Genomic DNA, 18,348 nt, shown 5'->3' on the forward strand with positions numbered 1-18,348 from the left:
TTATTAGCAGAGCGTCTAGAAGTAAAAAAGAAGGGGATGTCCCTTCTTTTTTACATTAATATTGAAACAGAGGAAGGGGGGAAATCAATATGCGTTGGTTACTTCTAACATTACTAGTATTATCAGCACTGGAAATTGGTGTTTTTATTTGGATTGGTGGAATGATTGGACCATGGTGGGTAGTTTTAATTATTATATTGACAGGTGTTGTTGGTGTTATGTTAGCCAAACAACAAGGAATAGAAATATGGAACCGCGCTAGGATTTCTATGAGTAATGGTCAAGCTCCAACGGAATATATCATTGATGGTATTTGTATTTTAATCGGTGCCATTTTTCTATTTACTCCTGGTTTCATCACCGATACCGTCGGTTTTCTTTTAGTTATTCCGAATACACGCAATCCTTTCAAAAAGAGCATTGAGAAAATAATAAAGCGTATGATGGACAGAAATACAATCATTTATCGTAAATGGTGATTTATCCTTTTATAAATAGCCAAAGTTGTCTTATTAAACCTGCCTGGTAAAAAGCATTCACAACGACAAGTAGAAAAGGAGCAATGATGAGCCCGACTATCCCCCATAATTGTATCCCAATAAATAATGCAATTAGTCCGGCAAGGGGATTTATCCCAATGCTTGTAGAAAGTATTTTAGGTTCAATTATTTGTCGTAATACAACAACAAGCATATACAGGATTGTTAAACTGATCGTCATGGAAAAATTTGCTGTAACAAACAGATAGATAATCCATGGAATAAAAATAATACCTGTCCCAATAAACGGAAGTATGTCTACAGCAGAAGCAATAAGCGCAATGGTAAATGCGTGATCTACCTTTAAAAATAATAAACCAGAAAAAATAACACTAGCAGTTATGGTAATGAGGATTGCCTGTGCTTTTATAAAACCTGCCAACGCTTTTTTTAATTGATTAATCACATGATTTATTGAACTGCTGGTAGAAGCAGGAATGATTTTTGTTAGTGCCTGCCTGAATGAATGCCAGTCATTTGTAATAAAAAAAGTTGCCAATATAATAAATATAAACACCGTAATTGAATTTGGAAGTACAGCTAGGATAGTTGGTATAATTAAAACCAAATCCTGCAGTAAGGCAGCACCTGAGGAAGCGATAGTGTCTGTGATTTGCTGGATATTGTCACTGATTGATGTTTGCTGTTGGGGATCCAATGAATGAAAAAAGGTAACTATTTTATGATAAATAGGTAGTATTTTTGTGTGTAAAATCTCTTCGAAAACGGAAACAAATGTGCGAAAATGATTGGGGATTACTTCTGCTAGATAGGTTGTACCTTGAATAAGCTCTTGTATGATGAATATAATTACTCCAATAATAATACTTAATATAAAGGTTAATATAGATACTGTTGCAATCGCTCTAGGAAATTTAAGCTTATTTTCAAAAAAGCTGACTGCTGGATTAATAAGCAATGATAAGAGTACAGCAACTAATATAGGAAAGAGATATAGGGCAATATATGTAGTAAAAAAATAGATACATAAAATAGAGCCAATGACGATAAGTAATCGAATAAATTGATATAATAATGGCTTGTACATAAAAAAACCCCATTCATATAAATACTTGTATTATTTTACATATGATGAAACAATAGAAAATAGACATGATGTTTTTGCATAAGAAAGGTTTTTTCCATAAATTATTAAAGGGCTTTAAGCGGTTTCAATTCACATTACATGAAATTTACTTTATAATTAAGCATAGGCATGACAATGTTACATACAACCTATTGTCGAAAATATATAACATAGAAAAAAGGAGAGGGTTTGTTATGACAGCAACAACGAAAGGGCTCGAAGGGGTTGTAGCAACTCAATCGTCAATTAGCTCCATTATTGATGACCAGCTTACGTATGCTGGATATAAGATTGATGATTTAGCAAAGAATTCAAGTTTTGAGGAAGTTGTTTATTTGTTATGGAATCAAAAGCTACCAAACAAATCGGAATTAGCTGCTTTTAAATCGGAGCTTGCTACTAATATGGAGCTACCAGAAGCAATAATTAACCATTTACGCTCATATGATTTATCAACCGTACATCCAATGGCCGCTTTACGTACAGCAGTATCACTTCTTGGATTATACGATGAAGAGGCAGATATTATGGAGCAGGATGCTAATAAACGCAAGGCAATTCGTCTACAAGCAAAAATTTCGTCTATCGTTACAGCTTTTGCTAGAATTCGCCAAGGTAAAGATCCAGTGAAACCAAAAAATGATTTAAGCTATGCTGAAAACTTTTTATATATGTTAAATGGTGAAGAACCTAAATCCATTGAAGTTGAAGCTATTAATAAAGCATTAGTTCTTCATGCAGACCATGAATTGAATGCATCTACTTTTACCGCTAGAGTATGTGTGGCAACATTATCCGATATCTACTCCGGTGTAACAGCAGCGATTGGAGCTCTAAAAGGACCACTTCACGGGGGTGCTAATGAGCGAGTTATGAAGATGCTGACGGAAATTGGTGAAGAAGAGAATGCTATTCCTTATATAAAAGAAAAACTGGAAAACAAAGAAAAGATTATGGGAATGGGACATCGCGTATATCGCAATGGAGATCCACGTGCAAAATTCCTGAAGGAAATGTCTAACCAATTAACGAACCTGACTGGCCAAGCAAAATGGTATAATATGTCTGTTAAGATAGAAGATTATATTAAAGAACACAAAGGGCTTCCTGCTAATGTAGATTTTTATTCTGCTTCGGTATACCATAGTCTTGGTATCGACCATGATCTATTTACGCCGATTTTTGCTGTAAGTCGTGTATCCGGCTGGTTAGCACATATTCTGGAGCAGTACGATAATAATCGTCTAATTCGTCCACGCGCTGAATATATTGGTCCGAAATCACCTGAATATGTTTCCATTGAAAATCGTTAAATTATAGCAGAAATGAAGACTGTTCTCATAAAAAGTAGAAATGTGTTAGAATAGTGAAGTATTAAAGTTTACTAGGAGGTTTTTTATATGGCTCAGGGAGAAAAAATCATTGTAGAAAATGGAAAAATGAACGTACCTAATAATCCAATCATTCCTTTTATAGAAGGTGACGGAACTGGTCCGGATATTTGGGCAGCAGCACGTAAAGTAATTGAAGCTGCCGTTGAGAAAGCTTATGATGGTTCTAAGGAAATTGAATGGACAGAAGTGTACGCTGGACAAAAGGCATTTGATAAAACGGGTGAATGGCTTCCACAGGAAACGCTTGATATGATTAATGAATATAAAATTGCAATCAAGGGACCATTAACAACACCGATTGGTGGGGGAATCCGTTCATTAAACGTTGCATTACGTCAAGAGCTAGACCTATTTACTTGCCTTCGTCCTGTCCGTTATTTTGAAGGAGTTCCATCTCCGGTTAAACGTCCTGAAGATGTGGATATGGCTATTTTCCGTGAAAATACAGAGGATATTTATGCAGGTATCGAATGGCAAAAAGGTTCTGCAGAAGTTAAAAAGGTTATCGATTTCTTAAAAAATGAAATGAACGTGAGCAATATTCGTTTTCCAGAAACATCCGGTATTGGTATTAAACCAGTTTCTGAAGAAGGAACAAAACGTATCGTCCGCTCCGCTATAGAATATGCATTAAACGAAGGACGTAAAAGTGTTACTTTAGTACATAAAGGTAACATCATGAAATTTACAGAAGGTGCATTTAAAGCATGGGGTTATGAATTAGCTGAAAAAGAATTTGGCGACAAAGTGTTCACATGGAATGAATATGATCGTATTGTAGAAAAAGACGGAATTGATGCAGCAAACAAAGCACAGGATGAAGCATTGGCTGCAGGCAAAATCCTTGTTAAAGATGCAATTGCTGATATTTTCCTACAACAAATCTTAACTCGTCCGAAAGAGTTTGATGTTGTTGCAACAATGAACTTAAACGGTGACTACATTTCTGATGCTTTAGCAGCACAGGTTGGAGGAATTGGAATTGCTCCAGGGGCCAATATTAACTATGATACTGGTCATGCGATTTTTGAAGCAACACATGGTACTGCACCAAAATATGCTGGAATGGATAAAGTAAACCCATCATCTGTCATTCTATCTGCTGTATTGATGCTTGAGCATCTTGGCTGGAGAGAAGCAGCTGATTTGATTACCCAATCCATGGATAAAACAATTGCTTCTAAAGTGGTAACCTATGATTTTGCCCGCTTAATGGATGGGGCAATTGAAGTGAAGTGTTCAGAATTTGGAAATGAAATTATTAAGAATATGGGCTAATTACCATTATAAAAATAAAGTTTGCGTCAGGTGAGATCCCTGCTAATAGCGGGAGTGATATTCACTGGTCGTTCGATGAAGCTGTTTTTAGATCTATTATCTATCAACAGCTTCATTTTTATTTAGAACTGAACGATAGGAGGATATTCAGTAATGGATTCAGGTTTTACCGGTGCGACACAGCGTTAATGCTTGCTCAAAATAACGAGGAGATATTTGTGCTAGTAGATCCCAAGTGTGGAAGATCAAACAAAGGGGAAAGTATTGGACATGACGGAAGCTATATCAGTTCGTGGATTTGACGTAAAAATTAAAGATATAGTAAACTATGAGGCAACAGATTTTTGTATGTATTAAGAAGCTGTTTCTATACGAAAGATTAGCGGTAATTATTAATTTTTGATATAATAGTAAACGCTTACAAGAATAAGGGGGTATTCTGATGATTGGTAAAAAAAGAAAGCTAGGGAAAATGATTAATGAGCTGCAAGTAGGAGATTCCTATACTGCATTAAAAACGATTGAAGATCGTGACTTATTGTTATATTTAGGTTTAACGAGTGACGCAAATCCATTGTATATTCAACATGACTATGCATCTCAAACACCTTATAAGCAACCAATTGTACCATCTGTAATGGTATTTGGGATGGTTTCACAGGTTATATCAATGCATTTGCCTGGACCGGGAAGTCATATAACCCAGCATGAGATGTCGTTTCCAAAACCTGTTTTTCATAATAGAGAAGTAAAACTTACCATTGAGATCATTGCCATTGATGAAACAAACCGCCAAGTTGCCTTGTCAGTTACAGGTTATGATTCGGATGGGGATGTAATAGTCACCGGTAAACTATATGTTTGTCCTGCTTATAAACCTAACACATTAACCGCCAATTCATTAGAAAACTTTTTTTAAATTACAGATACTATTTTCTTGCTGAAGGAGAATAGTATTTTTTATGGATTTCTTCTAAAAAATGGGAAGTCAAGTTACTAGTCCTATCAGAAGAATTGTACTTTTTCCACAAAAGATATAAAAGGCACAAAACTTTAGTGTGACTTCCTCTAACCCTTTAAGGATGAGTGCTAATTCGGCGGTATGGAAATACACTACGCTTTCCGTGGGCTTGCGCTGCGCCTTCTCGCTTGCAAAGAACGCTCACTGTGGGGTCTCATTGTCTTCGCTTTCCCACAGGAGTCTCCGTGTGTTTCCTCCGCTGGATGGCGCTTTTAATTTCAAAAAGTGATTTATCACTTGATTGAATGAATCATTTGCTATCCACTCTTGAAATGGTTGTTTGGAGTGGAGGATCGTTGAATCCTCGAAAATACAGATCCATTTTCTTCGTGCGATGCAGGTGCTGTCGATGCTTTCCTTGTCCTGCGGGAAAAGCACGTGTCTGAAGACTTAAGCAGAGTGGTTTTCTCGAGGAGGCTGAAGCAGTGCTCGCTAAAAAGCAACGGTCCGTAGCGGAAAACAACTCTGCGCATATGTCGCAGTTTATATCTTCTGAGAGGATTAAAAGACAAAAAACCAACAAAATGATCCTCTCAAATTGTAAAATTTTATTTACAAACAGCGTATTACATTCACATTTTCTACATTTCATTGTAAGATGGAATGCAGTACTGTAAAGAGAAATGGGGCTTTTATAATGAACCAAAAAATTCTTATTGTTGATGACGAAGTATCCATTGTTACATTATTAAATTTTAACCTAGAAAAGGCTGGATTCACTACTGACGTAGCGTATGACGGAATGGAAGCAATCAAAAAAGCAGAGAATAATGACTATGATCTAATTATTCTTGATTTAATGCTTCCGGAATTGGATGGAATGGATGTTTGCAAGTATTTGAGAAATAATCAGATTGATACACCAATTCTAATGCTAACAGCGAAAGATGATGAATTCGATAAAGTACTAGGATTGGAATTAGGTGCTGATGATTACTTAACAAAGCCATTTAGTCCAAAAGAGGTTATTGCACGTGTGAAAGCCATATTAAGGAGAACAAATAATACATCAAAATCAAATTATAGTGTAATAAAGATTGGTGAATTGTTGATTTATCCAGAACGATATGAGGCAGAAATGAACGGAAAAATTATTTCATTTACCAGAAAGGAATTTGAGCTCTTGCACTTCCTGGCAAATAATAAAGGAAAAGTTATATCAAGAGATCAATTATTAAGTGGTGTTTGGGATTATGATTTTGTGGGGGATACAAGGATTGTAGATGTTCATGTAAGTCATCTTAGAGAGAAGATAGAACCCAATTCTAAAAAGACTACGTACATTAAAACCGTAAGAGGACTTGGATATAAGATGGAGGATTTACCATCATGAAGCCTTTATTTACAAGACCAGTATTCACATATGTAATCGGGATATTTGCTGTTATCGTCCTATCTGGAATAATCTTAAGTCTTGTAATGGATAAATACATTATACTTATTTCGGTATTGTTAACCGAGTTTATTCTTCTTTTATTATTTTTACTGCATCTATTTGAAAGACATATAAAACCAATTAAAAAAGCGACGAATACAGTTGAAGAAATAGTTAAGGGGAATTACAGGGCAAGGATCCACCATGCTTCAGATAGTGATGTTGGGGTATTAATTCAAAAAATTAATGCACTGGCACGCAATTTAAATGAACTTTCAATTCAGGAGAAGATGCAGTCAGACCAATTGACAACAGTGATAGATAACACAGAAAGCGGTTTGGTACTGATTGATTCGAAAGGTTATATACATCTCGTTAACCGTAAGTTTATTTCTATCTTTGGCAAAACAATGAAGGACTATAAAGGTTATCTTTATTATGAAGTTTTAGATAATGATATCATTCACGAGACTGTACAAAAAACTTTCTTATATGAAAAAAATGTAAAAGAAACGTTTATAAACCATAGGGGGATGGAAAAGCAATACTTGGAAATAGTTGGAGCGCCAATTTTTAATGAACGAAATATGTTAAAGGGTGCAGTGCTTGTTTTATATGACATAACGGAATTAAAAAAAATGGAAGTGATGAGAAAGGATTTTGTTGCAAATGTTTCGCATGAACTGAAAACTCCTGTAACATCGATCAAAGGATTTGCTGAAACATTACTGGATGGTGAAATAAATGAAGAAAAGGTAAACAAAGAGTTTTTAGAAATAATCTATAATGAAAGCCATCGAATACAACTGCTGATTGAAGATTTATTAACATTGTCAAGGTTGGAAAAGGAAGGTTCCCCCCTTGTTTTAAATAAAATAAACATGAATGCTTTGGTTGATGAAGTTATGCCTGTTATCGAGCAACAAGCAAAACAAAAGAAGCTGGAATTATCCCAATTCACGGATGATATTACATTTTTGGCAGATAAGGAAAAAGTAAAACAGATCCTTATTAATCTTCTGGATAACGCTGTTAATTATACTCCGGATCATGGCAGAATAGCATTACATATTACTTCTAATAAAACTTATGTACATATAAAAGTATCAGATACAGGAATTGGAATTAGTAAAAAGGCGCAATCTCGTATATTTGAACGTTTTTATCGAGTTGATAAGGCAAGGAGCAGAAATACTGGTGGAACAGGATTAGGATTAGCAATTGTTAAACATATTGTGGAAGCACATGAAGGCAGAATTGAGATTGACAGCGAAGTAAATAAAGGAACGAATATACATGTATATTTGCCAAAGAATATTTCAAATTAGAAAACATCCTCTTACCCTTAGAAGATGTTTTCTTTATTTCCTCCATATTTTTTTCATTTCCTTCTGGACAGTGATAAAATAAGCTTAGCGAATAATATACAAGGAGGAATTCCGTTGTCAAAAAAACTCGTGTTAATTGATGGTAATAGTATTATTTATCGTGCCTTTTTTGCTTTACCGCTTTTAAATAATGATAAAGGTGTATATACAAATGCAGTGTATGGATTTACGACAATGCTGATGAGGATATTAGAAGAAGAAAAACCTACTCACATGCTTGTTGCATTTGATGCAGGTAAAACTACCTTTCGTCATGAAACCTATAAAGAGTATAAGGGTGGTCGACAAAAAACACCACCTGAGCTTTCAGAACAATTCCCTTTGCTAAAGGAATTACTTGATGCATTTAGCATTCAGCATTATCAATTAGACCAATATGAAGCAGATGATATTATTGGAACACTTTCATCTCAAGCTACAAAAAATAATTGGGACGTAACGGTCATATCAGGAGATAAAGATTTATTACAACTTGTATCCGATCAGGTAACCGTGAGTTTAACTAAAAAAGGGATTAGTGATGTAGAAAGATACACGCCAGTCTATATGGTAGAAAAAATGGAGGTTTCTCCAGAGCAAATAATAGATTTGAAGGCATTAATGGGAGATAACTCTGATAATATACCTGGTGTACCCGGGATTGGACAAAAGACTGCAACTAAATTATTAAAACAATATGAAACACTGGAGAAAGTGTATAACCATATTGATGACATTCCCGGTAAAAAAGTAAAAGAGAATCTAACTACATACAAAGATGATGCATTTATGAGTAAAGAACTGGTTACGATTAAATGTGATTCACCGATAAAGGTGGCTGTTGATGAACTAGTTTATGAAGGATATCAGCAATCAAAGGTGAGTAGTATTTTTAAAGATCTTGGGTTTCAATCCTTATTAAATAAACTGGACGGAGAATCAATCGATGAAGGCAGCGAGAATAATGAATTAGCGGACATAGAACTGACAATTTTAGATGAGGTTAGTGAGCATATTTTTACAGGAAAAGAAGCTTTAGTTGTAGAAATGCTCAGTGATAATTATCATACAGCAGCTATCGAAGGATTTGGGATAGTAAATGAAAATAATGCATATTTCATACCAACAGAGGTTGCCATAAATTCAAAAGCGTTCAAAGACTGGGCAACAGATCATCGTAAAATGAAATATGTATTCGATGCCAAAAAAACATTAGTAGCATTGTTAAGAAATGATATTCATATTAAAGGAATATCATTTGATATGCTTCTAACTTCATACTTACTTAACCCAGCAGAGAATAATCACGACATTCCCGCAATTGGAAACCGGATGGGAAAAACAAATGTTTTATATGATGAAGAAGTTTATGGCAAGGGTGCAAAATTAAAAGTGCCAAAAGAGTCTGATTTAGCAGAGCATGTAGTTAGGAAAACTTCTGTATTGTTATCACTTAAAGATAAAATGGAAGAGCAACTGAGAGAAAATGAGCAGTACGAGCTATGCAAAGAATTAGAAATGCCACTTGCCCTTATCCTAGGTGAAATGGAGAGTTTAGGTGTACGGGTGGATGTTGAACGGATTGAAGAAATGGGAAAGGATCTTAAAGATCGATTAACTAATCTTAAAAAAGAAATTCATGATTTAGCTGGTGAAACGTTCAATTTAAATTCACCAAAACAACTTGGCCCAATTTTGTTTGAAAAGCTGAAGCTGCCTGTGATTAAAAAAACAAAAACAGGTTATTCAACCGCTGCAGATGTATTGGAAAAATTAGAGAATGAACATGATATAATACCAAAGCTTCTTTTGTATAGACAATTAGGTAAACTGCAATCTACCTATATTGAAGGATTATTAAAAGTTGTTAATAATGATACTAATAAAATTCATACCCGCTTTAATCAAGCATTAACGCAAACGGGAAGATTAAGCTCTGTTGATCCCAATCTACAAAACATACCAATACGTTTGGAAGAAGGTAGGAAAATTCGTCAAGCATTTGTACCAGTAAAAAAAGATTGGATAATGTTTGCCGCTGACTATTCACAAATTGAATTACGGGTTTTAGCACATATCGCTAAGGATGAAAAATTAATAGAAGCCTTTAAAAATAATGCGGACATTCATACACAAACAGCGATGGATGTATTTCATGTTGGAAAAGAAGAAGTAACATCCACTATGCGCCGACAGGCAAAGGCTGTAAACTTTGGAATTGTATATGGTATCAGTGATTATGGTCTTTCGCAAAATCTGGGAATTACTCGTAAGGATGCTAAAAAGTTTATTGACCGCTATTTTGAAAGCTACCCTGGCGTTAAAAGTTATATGGAAGAAATTATACAGGAAGCAAAACATAAAGGCTATGTCAGTACAATAATGAAGCGTAGAAGATATTTGCCGGAGATTACGAGCAGAAACTTTAATCTTCGCAGCTTTGCCGAGAGAACAGCCATGAATACACCAATACAAGGAAGTGCTGCAGATATCATTAAAAAAGCTATGATTGATTTGCATGGTAAATTAAAGAAGGAAAAGCTTCGGGCAAGGATGCTATTACAAGTCCATGATGAATTGATCATGGAAGCACCAAAAGAAGAAGTTGAACAATTAAAGGAAATAGTTCCAGCGATGATGGAGAAAACGGTAGATTTAATTGTTCCATTAAAGGTTGACTATGCGTTTGGAGATAGCTGGTTTGATGCCAAATAAGGAGACTAGTAACATGCCGGAATTACCAGAAGTAGAAACAATAAAAAATACGTTAAAGCAATATATTATAAATAAAACGATAAAGGAAGTAGAAGTTCATTGGCCAAATATAATTAAAGAACCAGATGATGTTGACCATTTTAAACTACTACTGACTGATCAAACGATTCTTGATCTAAGCCGAAGAGGGAAATTTTTATTATTTCATTTAAATGATTATGTGATTATATCCCATTTACGTATGGAAGGAAAGTATAGTGTTAATAAAGGGAGTGAACCAGTTAAAAAGCATACCCATGTTATATTCAGATTTACAAATGGTGAAGAACTTCGCTATAATGATGTACGCAAATTTGGCACCATGCATATTTATAATAAGGGAGAAGAATTAGTAAATAAACCGCTAAATAAGCTAGGACCTGATCCGTTTGATAAAGCTTTTACCTTCGACTATTTTTATAAAAAGCTAAAGAAAACAGATCGTGTGATTAAATCAGCCCTTTTAGATCAAACAATTGTAACAGGACTTGGTAATATTTACGTAGATGAAACATTATTTAAAGCTAGTGTCCATCCATTAAAACGGTCAAGTAAACTTACCAAAAAAGAAGTAAAAGAGATACAGGAGCAAGCAATCACCACATTGAGTGAAGCTGTAAAACAGGGTGGAACTACCATCCGATCTTATGTAAATAGCCAGGGAAATATGGGTATGTTTCAGCAGGAACTTTTTGTTTATGGACAGGAAAATAAAGCATGCAAAAAATGCGGAAGTCAAATTATAAAATTAAAAGTCGGCGGTCGAGGTACACATATATGTGGTAGCTGTCAAAAAAACTAAGAGGTGACGTACAATGGCAATGGTTATAGGACTGACTGGCAGTATCGCAAGTGGAAAAAGCACCGTCTCTCTCATGTTCGATGATTTTAATATACCAGTTGTTGATGCAGATAAAATATCTAGAGAAGTTGTGAATCCTGGTGAGCAGGCATATGATCAAATAATTGCACTATTTGGCAAAGAAATTTTGCGAAATGATAGATCACTTGATCGAAAGAAGCTTGGGGCAATTATTTTTGCAGATGATAAGAAAAGGAAAAAGTTAAACAGTATAGTACATCCCGCAGTTAGAGAAAAAATGCTTCAGCAAAGAGATGCTTTTCTTGAGGCAGGAGAAGAATGTGTTGTCCTTGACATTCCATTATTATTTGAGAGTAAACTAACTCGTTTTGTTGATAAGACGATAGTGGTATATGTTGATGCAGCAGTACAGCTGAACCGCCTGATGGAACGTGATGGTTATAACGAAGAAGAGGCTAAACAACGAATTAATTCACAACTATCTGTAAAGGAGAAAGCTGAAATGGCAGATGCAGTAATCGATAATAATGGAACAAAATATGAGTCTTTTCAACAGTTGGAAGATTTGTTGAAAGCATGGAAAGTACTTTGATTAATTAAGGTCTGGATTAAAACGTTAATACGTTAAAATCTAGACCTTTTCTTTATTGTTTTTTTATTGTTAGTACTCTGCCAAAAATTATAACACATCTTTCGCTGAATATGTTATACTAATTAATATAAAAACAAAATGAGTATAACACATATGGGAGGATTACAAATGAATAAAACACGAATTGCTATTAATGGATTTGGTCGAATTGGTCGAATGGTATTCCGACAAGCGGTTAATGATCACAAATTAGAGGTTATTGCAATTAATGCAAGCTATCCTCCAGAAACGCTTGCACATTTAGTTAAATACGATAGTGTACATGGAATTTTTGAAGGTGAAGTAAAACCGCTTACAGATGGTCTTGAAATTAATGGAAAAAAAATCAACCTGGTAAACTCACGTGAACCTGAGAATCTACCATGGAAAAAATATAATATTGATATTGTTATTGAAGCAACCGGTAAATTTAAAACCAAGGAAAGTGCTGGGCAGCATATCAAGGCAGGTGCGAAAAAAGTAGTTATAACAGCACCAGGAAAACAGATTGATAATACAATTGTTATGGGAGTGAATGAAAAAACATATCATCCAGATCGGGATGATGTTATTTCGAATGCTTCCTGCACAACGAATTGCTTAGCACCTGTCGTAAAGGTATTAGATGATAATTTCAATATTATTAATGGATTGATGACAACTGTGCATGCTTTTACAAATGATCAAAGGAATCTGGATAATCCACATAAGGATCTTAGACGAGCAAGGGGATGCACCCAGTCCATTATCCCAACATCTACCGGGGCTGCAAAGACTTTAGGGGATGTTTTACCACATTTAAATGGTAAATTACACGGTATGGCACTAAGGGTTCCTACACCAAATGTTTCTTTGGTGGATTTGGTAGTTGATGTGGAAAAATCAGTAACGATTGAGGAAATTAACCAAGCTTTTAAAAATGCAACAGAGAATGAGATGAAAGGTATTATAAAATATAGTGAGGAACCACTTGTATCGATTGACTATACCTCAACAGAATACTCAAGCATTATTGATGGGTTATCAACCATTGTCATGGAAAATAATAAAATTAAAGTAATTGCTTGGTATGACAATGAGTGGGGCTATTCAAAAAGAGTACTAGATTTATCAAAATATGTTGGAAGTTACTTGCATCAGCAACAAGTAAAAATTTCATAATTTAGTAAAAGCACTTATTTACCGTCTGCCCAATGTGATCGGAAATAGGTGCTTTTAATTTTACATGCTACCCACTCTTTATTTTTTCATAGAGGATTTACTCGAAACATGTTAAAATATAATTATTATACATAAATAAATAGTTCGGGGTGTAGAGATATGTCGTTGCGCAATACTATTTCAAAGTATTTAAATAATCATTCGGAATCCAGAGAAGAGCACTGGGATCCATCACTTCAAACACATTATTATAAAACAACAAAAGACAAAGGGATGCAGATGCTCGAGAATTATTTTAGAAGTTCTCAAACGTACGACATTAATTCCATTTCAAACGAACATGGAGAGATTAGTGTAAATGTTAAAAAAGGAAAGAAAGCATTTATTGTTGCCACAGTGATTATGGTAAGACCATATCAAACTGCCATTGATTTCTCTGTAACAACAGAATCTGTACTTCCATTTGATTTTGGTTACAGTTTTAAATTAATTCAGAAGTTATATGCGCAAACTAATAAAGAATTGTCACTAATTGAGAAAACAAAAATACATCGATAAAAACGATGGATGGGGATGAACTTAGGTGAGATGTTCAAATTGCCACAATAAAAGTACTAAAGTCCTTGATTCACGTCCAATTGAAGAAGGACGATCTATTCGCAGAAGAAGAGAATGTGAACAATGCGGATTTCGTTTTACCACATTTGAACGGATTGAGGAAATACCTTTAATAGTTGTAAAAAAAGATGGAGCAAGACAGGAATTCAGTCGGGAAAAACTGATTCGCGGATTAATTAAGGCATGTGAAAAACGACCAGTTCCACTTGAGAAAATTGAAGCAATAGCCTACGATGTGGAAAAAGAACTCCGTAATCTTGGTCCATCAGAAATTGACAGTAATGAAATAGGTGAAATGGTAATGGACAGGCTCTCCGATGTAGATGAAGTTGCCTACGTTCGATTTGCATCCGTTTATCGCCAATTTAAAGATATAACTGTTTTTCTTGATGAACTCAGGGATTTAATTAATACAGATAAAAAGAAATAAGTACCAGAGTTGATGAAAGGGTTAGATGAAATGAAATATATAGGAAAAATCTTGCCTATTGAGGGATATTATGTGTTATTAAAAGAATATTTACCAATAGATTACGCAAAATCTTTAACCCATTTATACCAGCCGCTGATTGGTATTCAAGCAGTTGTATTATACCAGACGCTTTTGCACGAAATGGAGCTGCAGCATGACAAAACACCACAAACTCACCATACATTAATGAATTATTTAAATTTACCATTGGATGAAATATATAAAGCTAGGTTAAAGCTTGAAGGTATCGGTTTACTAAAGACATATGAAAAAAAATCAGCTGTCAATAACTTTTATATTTATGAGCTGCAAAGCCCTTTTGCACCCAAAAATTTCTTCAAGGATGCCATGCTAACGCAGCTTCTATATCATCATATAGGTGATAATAAATTTTTAGCATTAAAAAATCACTATTATAATGAGTCAACTGAGCAGCATGGGAAAAATATAACCGCATCTTTTACGGATGTATTTCAAACAATTACCCCGTCAGTAGAGAATCATGAACCCAATATTGTTCCTGAAACAAAGGCACTTAAAGAAAACGGGATTGACTTTTCATGGATTGAACAGATGTTGAAGCAGCGCATGATTCCAGTGCAAAGGATATTAACAAATACTAATCGTAAATTAATATCACAAATGATGATTTTATATGATTTAGCATCCTATGAAATTGAAAAGTCAATACTATGGGCATTGACAGAAGATAATATTTTGAATACGGATGAATTTAAAACAGCTTGTCATGATTTATTTAAATCAAAGCATAATGATGCAACTATAAAATTATCTAATAAAATTGTGATGCCGAAAGACTATAAACCAACAACAAAGGAAGAACAGCTTATTTTTGAATTGGAAACAATTTCGCCAAAGCAATTATTAGAGGATTTATCAAGTGGAAATCAAGCTTCTGCACAAGATATGAAAGTTATTCAGGAGGTGATGGTATCTCAAGGGTTACCATCTCCGGTCATGAATGTGTTGATCCATTATGTCTTATTACAATCTAATATGAAGCTTTCCAGAGCTTATTTAGAGAAGATAGCGAGTCATTGGTCCAGAGCGAATTTAAAATCAGCAAAAGAAGCAATGGCATTTGCTAAAAAGGAAAAAGAAAAGTATCAAAAAGGAGCAAACGTTAAATCTAATTATCGAAAAACGGGTACGAAAGAAATTGTTCCTGACTGGTTTAAAGAACGAAAACAAAAACAACAAAAACCTACAGAGAAATCCGGAAATAGAGATAACACAAACGAACAGGAAGAAATTGCTGCATTATTACGTCAGTATTCTAGCAAAAAATAAATAACTATAAGGATGTTCAAAAAGAAGATTAAAAAGGATCGAGACCGGCTAAAGTCACAGACATCCTATCTTTTAGGCCTATGTGCTGTGGTTGAAGTTCTCGGTCAGTGTGGTTACGAGCACGAGGAAGCATCACTGGATAGTATCGTACGCAAAAGAGTTTTTTTTGTTTTCAAAGAAGCGTTCGTACTTGTAGATGATCCCCAATGACCCCATTTTTATCGGCCTTTTTAAACAACCGCTATTAGCTGGGGGTGAAAGAATGGAACCAGTCCAATCAACTTTAAAAAAATGGATGCATAAAAATGGTGATTTCCAGAAAAACTATAATAAAATAAAAGATGATGTTTTGAATGATCCGGAAGTTAAAGAATTTTTATCACTTCATCCGAATATCACACAAAGAGAAATCGATAAAAACTTGATTAAATTATATGAATATAAAACGCAGTCCAAGCAATGTGACCGATGTTCTTCATTCGAGAACTGTAAAAATATGCTACAAGGCTATTCACCTATTTTACATGTAGTAAATAATGAAATTCATCTATCTTATGAAAAATGCCATACTAAGATAGCAGATGAAAAACAAAAACAGCAGGAAAAGTTAATTAAAAGCTTATTTATGCCAAAAGAGATTTTGAATGCAACCATTGATGATCTTATCCATGATGATGCAGATCGAAATACTGCTATACGTGAATTAATACAATTCATCGGGAAGGCAGAAAAAGGGATTCCAAGAAAGGGAATCTATTTTTACGGTCCTTTTGGTGTTGGAAAGACTTATTTTTTAGGGGCACTTGCTAATAAATTGAAAGAGTTTAATATTTCGTCAACACTAATTTATATGCCTGAATTTGTACGGGAAATTAAAGCATCACTCAAAGATGACTCTATTAATGAAAAAATAGACTATTTTAAGAAGGCTGATGTATTAATGCTGGATGACATTGGCGCTGAATTACAGTCTGCCTGGTTCCGTGATGAAATTCTAGGATCTATTCTTCAATATCGAATGATGGAAGGATTACCAGTGTTCTTTACATCCAATTATGATATGGAACAATTGGAGAGTCAGTTGGCAACTACTCGTACAGGGGTAGAAACTGTAAAAGCAGGGCGAATTATTGAACGAATCAAACAGGTAAGTAAAGACGTTCCAATATTTGGTGAAAACCGAAGACAATAATAGATAGAATAAAAGCTATCATGAAAGATCCACTACTTTCATGGTAGTTTTTTTAAAATAACTAGTTTCCCTGGTTTATACATTTTTTATCCCATACATCCATATAATGTAACAGTTTGGTCTTGGATGAGGGTGATGTTTATTGCTGGAGGTATATTTTGAATCGGATAAAGAAGTAATCCGTTTTTGTGAACAGGTCTTTCGTTATAATAAAAAAATTGAATTGCATTGGAAAACTAATGAAGATTGGGGGAATCATTTACAATTTGAGGAATTTATCCAAACAAATGAGCTTGTGGAAACAATAGCTAAATCAATGGTTGACGTTTTTATTACACATCGATTGGGAAGTATGATTAGAAATATTATCGAAGAATTTTATTATTATACCAATCGTGATGAGATGGAAAGGATTTTGGAATTAACACAATGGATTCTAAGGGGGGAAGATGGGGACAGCCTACAAGTGCGAAATAATAAAGATCCAAGTCAATTACTGCATTCTCTGTTTATTTCGAATATAAAAAATACAACAGCAATTCATTTTGATTCGATTGTAAAATTTCGTCTGAAGGCTTTTAAGAACCAGCTTATCCATTACGTTGGTTTGGCTATTGATGAATTCAAGCGGGAAGAGGATCATCAAGAGTTTGTCAATATGCTACGTGAATATATTTCTAAAAAAGAACCAAGCTTTAAAACGATTCATATATTGCAGGGGCATACATTTACTTTTTTTAAGCAAAATGGAAAAAGATTTACGAAAATGGAATTACGTATGCTTATGCAAAAAGAACCACTGTATATTGTCGGGTTGGATGAAGATGAATGGAATTTGGCTCCTTTGGTTGCAATGGCACCAAATAAAATAAAAATATATGGGGATCATCCGTCAGAACCAAAAACATTGACGGTCATTAATGTCTTTCAGGAAAAAGTTGATTTCGAACCATTTAGCAAATTTCCATTTCCGTACTATATTAAAAATGAATATAAATAAACTTGATTTTATCATAAACAGAGGCTATAATACAGTTTATATAATATATTACTTAAGTGATAATGGTGTTTAAAAGGAGGATAAAAAGGATCGAGAAGTTCGAGGCGGCTTAGCTTTGAGTATTGGAACGTATGTAATTAATATGTGAGAAACAAAAAGCAAGCCAACAAAGAAATTCGAAGTGTTATTTTTACCGGACTTTTGAACAACCTCTTAAAGGTAAGGATAAGGACATGATTAAATTGATATGGTATAGTTAGAGAAGGAAGTCCATGGCTGAAAGCTTCCCCTATACATTCAACTAATTACCACCTTTGAACCCTGC

The 18,348-nt window shown here is 34.5% G+C and carries 16 protein-coding genes; 15 read left to right on the forward strand and 1 reads right to left on the reverse strand.

All coding sequences use genetic code 11. From position 1 onward, the window contains the following. The first annotated feature begins 89 nt into the window (after window positions 1–89). Window positions 90–479 (forward strand): FxsA family protein, encoded by a 390-nt coding sequence (locus AC6HVZ_RS03215; protein WP_497556693.1) that lies wholly within the window; start codon window positions 90–92, stop codon window positions 477–479. A 1-nt stretch (window position 480) separates the two neighbouring features. Here AC6HVZ_RS03215 and ytvI read toward each other — a convergent pair whose 3' ends face one another. Next, window positions 481–1,587, reverse strand: a complete 1,107-nt coding sequence (gene ytvI / locus AC6HVZ_RS03220; RefSeq protein WP_497556694.1) for a sporulation integral membrane protein YtvI — start codon at window positions 1,585–1,587, stop codon at window positions 481–483. Between the two features lie 233 nt (window positions 1,588–1,820). Here ytvI and citZ point away from each other — a divergent pair, with 233 nt between their 5' ends. From citZ to ytxC, 14 genes are all read left to right on the forward strand, one after another. Beyond that, on the forward strand, window positions 1,821–2,939 hold the full coding sequence (citZ, locus tag AC6HVZ_RS03225; RefSeq protein ID WP_497556695.1) for a citrate synthase: 1,119 nt from the start codon (window positions 1,821–1,823) through the stop codon (window positions 2,937–2,939). A gap of 87 nt (window positions 2,940–3,026) precedes the next feature. Next, the gene (gene icd / locus AC6HVZ_RS03230) at window positions 3,027–4,298 is read left to right on the forward strand and encodes an NADP-dependent isocitrate dehydrogenase (protein WP_497556696.1); all 1,272 of its coding nucleotides are present in this window, start codon (window positions 3,027–3,029) and stop codon (window positions 4,296–4,298) included. Between the two features lie 442 nt (window positions 4,299–4,740). Further along, window positions 4,741–5,217: a MaoC/PaaZ C-terminal domain-containing protein gene (locus AC6HVZ_RS03235; protein ID WP_497556697.1), complete on the forward strand. Its 477-nt coding sequence runs from the start codon at window positions 4,741–4,743 to the stop codon at window positions 5,215–5,217. A 739-nt stretch (window positions 5,218–5,956) separates the two neighbouring features. Next, entirely contained in the window at window positions 5,957–6,652 is a 696-nt protein-coding gene (locus AC6HVZ_RS03240) for a response regulator transcription factor (protein WP_497556698.1), read from the forward strand. Continuing rightward, on the forward strand, window positions 6,649–8,022 hold the full coding sequence (gene pnpS / locus AC6HVZ_RS03245; RefSeq protein WP_497556699.1) for a two-component system histidine kinase PnpS: 1,374 nt from the start codon (window positions 6,649–6,651) through the stop codon (window positions 8,020–8,022). The genes AC6HVZ_RS03240 and pnpS overlap by 4 nt, the downstream gene beginning before the upstream one ends. A 114-nt stretch (window positions 8,023–8,136) precedes the next feature. Beyond that, window positions 8,137–10,776, forward strand: coding sequence for a DNA polymerase I (polA, locus tag AC6HVZ_RS03250; protein ID WP_497556700.1), 2,640 nt, complete (start codon window positions 8,137–8,139; stop codon window positions 10,774–10,776). Between the two features lie 13 nt (window positions 10,777–10,789). Next, window positions 10,790–11,617: a DNA-formamidopyrimidine glycosylase gene (gene mutM / locus AC6HVZ_RS03255; RefSeq protein ID WP_497556701.1), complete on the forward strand. Its 828-nt coding sequence runs from the start codon at window positions 10,790–10,792 to the stop codon at window positions 11,615–11,617. 13 nt (window positions 11,618–11,630) lie between these two features. Then, window positions 11,631–12,230, forward strand: coding sequence for a dephospho-CoA kinase (coaE, locus tag AC6HVZ_RS03260; RefSeq protein WP_497556702.1), 600 nt, complete (start codon window positions 11,631–11,633; stop codon window positions 12,228–12,230). 168 nt (window positions 12,231–12,398) lie between these two features. Further along, entirely contained in the window at window positions 12,399–13,430 is a 1,032-nt protein-coding gene (locus AC6HVZ_RS03265) for a glyceraldehyde-3-phosphate dehydrogenase (RefSeq protein WP_497556703.1), read from the forward strand. Between the two features lie 159 nt (window positions 13,431–13,589). Next, window positions 13,590–13,988 (forward strand): cytosolic protein, encoded by a 399-nt coding sequence (locus AC6HVZ_RS03270; protein ID WP_497556704.1) that lies wholly within the window; start codon window positions 13,590–13,592, stop codon window positions 13,986–13,988. A 25-nt stretch (window positions 13,989–14,013) separates the two neighbouring features. Next, window positions 14,014–14,478, forward strand: a complete 465-nt coding sequence (gene nrdR / locus AC6HVZ_RS03275; RefSeq protein ID WP_497556705.1) for a transcriptional regulator NrdR — start codon at window positions 14,014–14,016, stop codon at window positions 14,476–14,478. Window positions 14,479–14,490: 12 nt separating this feature from the next. Further along, the gene (locus AC6HVZ_RS03280) at window positions 14,491–15,831 is read left to right on the forward strand and encodes a replication initiation and membrane attachment family protein (RefSeq protein WP_497556706.1); all 1,341 of its coding nucleotides are present in this window, start codon (window positions 14,491–14,493) and stop codon (window positions 15,829–15,831) included. 262 nt (window positions 15,832–16,093) lie between these two features. Beyond that, window positions 16,094–17,023: a primosomal protein DnaI gene (gene dnaI, locus AC6HVZ_RS03285; RefSeq protein WP_497556707.1), complete on the forward strand. Its 930-nt coding sequence runs from the start codon at window positions 16,094–16,096 to the stop codon at window positions 17,021–17,023. A 142-nt stretch (window positions 17,024–17,165) separates the two neighbouring features. Next, on the forward strand, window positions 17,166–18,023 hold the full coding sequence (ytxC, locus tag AC6HVZ_RS03290; RefSeq protein WP_497556708.1) for a putative sporulation protein YtxC: 858 nt from the start codon (window positions 17,166–17,168) through the stop codon (window positions 18,021–18,023). The last annotated feature ends 325 nt before the right edge of the window (window positions 18,024–18,348 follow it).

The sequence above is a fragment of the Oceanobacillus sp. NCCP-135 genome, from assembly GCF_059698015.1.

Coding starts and splice junctions, on each gene's coding strand:
- AC6HVZ_RS03215 (WP_497556693.1), top strand. CDS start 90: ATGCGTTGGTTACTTCTAACATTACTAGTATTATCAGCACTGGAAATT.
- ytvI (WP_497556694.1), bottom strand. CDS start 1,587: ATGTACAAGCCATTATTATATCAATTTATTCGATTACTTATCGTCATT.
- citZ (WP_497556695.1), top strand. CDS start 1,821: ATGACAGCAACAACGAAAGGGCTCGAAGGGGTTGTAGCAACTCAATCG.
- icd (WP_497556696.1), top strand. CDS start 3,027: ATGGCTCAGGGAGAAAAAATCATTGTAGAAAATGGAAAAATGAACGTA.
- AC6HVZ_RS03235 (WP_497556697.1), top strand. CDS start 4,741: ATGATTGGTAAAAAAAGAAAGCTAGGGAAAATGATTAATGAGCTGCAA.
- AC6HVZ_RS03240 (WP_497556698.1), top strand. CDS start 5,957: ATGAACCAAAAAATTCTTATTGTTGATGACGAAGTATCCATTGTTACA.
- pnpS (WP_497556699.1), top strand. CDS start 6,649: ATGAAGCCTTTATTTACAAGACCAGTATTCACATATGTAATCGGGATA.
- mutM (WP_497556701.1), top strand. CDS start 10,790: ATGCCGGAATTACCAGAAGTAGAAACAATAAAAAATACGTTAAAGCAA.
- coaE (WP_497556702.1), top strand. CDS start 11,631: ATGGCAATGGTTATAGGACTGACTGGCAGTATCGCAAGTGGAAAAAGC.
- AC6HVZ_RS03265 (WP_497556703.1), top strand. CDS start 12,399: ATGAATAAAACACGAATTGCTATTAATGGATTTGGTCGAATTGGTCGA.
- AC6HVZ_RS03270 (WP_497556704.1), top strand. CDS start 13,590: ATGTCGTTGCGCAATACTATTTCAAAGTATTTAAATAATCATTCGGAA.
- AC6HVZ_RS03280 (WP_497556706.1), top strand. CDS start 14,491: ATGAAAGGGTTAGATGAAATGAAATATATAGGAAAAATCTTGCCTATT.
- dnaI (WP_497556707.1), top strand. CDS start 16,094: ATGGAACCAGTCCAATCAACTTTAAAAAAATGGATGCATAAAAATGGT.